The organism is Rhizohabitans arisaemae (assembly GCF_025996515.1).
Lineage (GTDB): Bacteria > Actinomycetota > Actinomycetes > Streptosporangiales > Streptosporangiaceae > Rhizohabitans > Rhizohabitans arisaemae.
In genome coordinates this window covers 1-351 of record NZ_BLRH01000044.1, presented here as the reverse complement: position 1 = coordinate 351, position 351 = coordinate 1, and the positions used below count along the sequence as shown (strand labels likewise).

1 protein-coding gene is annotated in these 351 nt (G+C 64.4%); it reads left to right on the top strand.

The genetic code is table 11. From position 1 onward, the window contains the following. Window positions 1-351 (top strand): hypothetical protein (locus tag RUR_RS26605; RefSeq protein WP_283137939.1); only part of this gene is annotated, 351 nt, incomplete at both ends.

The following is a 351-nucleotide window of genomic DNA, read 5'->3' as shown; positions in this document are numbered from 1 at the left end:
ACCGACCACGGCGACTACGAGATCTCGATCACCGCCGACACCGACGCCTACCTCGATCTGGCCACCCTCTACCGGAATCTGGTCAAAGAGAGACTGGCAGCCCGCGACCACGTCACATTGTCGGTGATGGTCAAAGGCGGTGACTGGGCCTACGGCTGTCAGCTGGTCGACGAAGCCTTCGCACAGCTCCCGGGACCGCCACCGCCTCCGCGGGTGTTCACCCCGATGGTACTCACCGACACCGGCGCCAAGCTCTCCAAATCCCTCATTCGCGAAGGGAAGGTGGCACCGCCGCCTGGAATCCACCCGTGGATGCTGGACGTCACCGAATGGCCCGGCAACACCGACTCC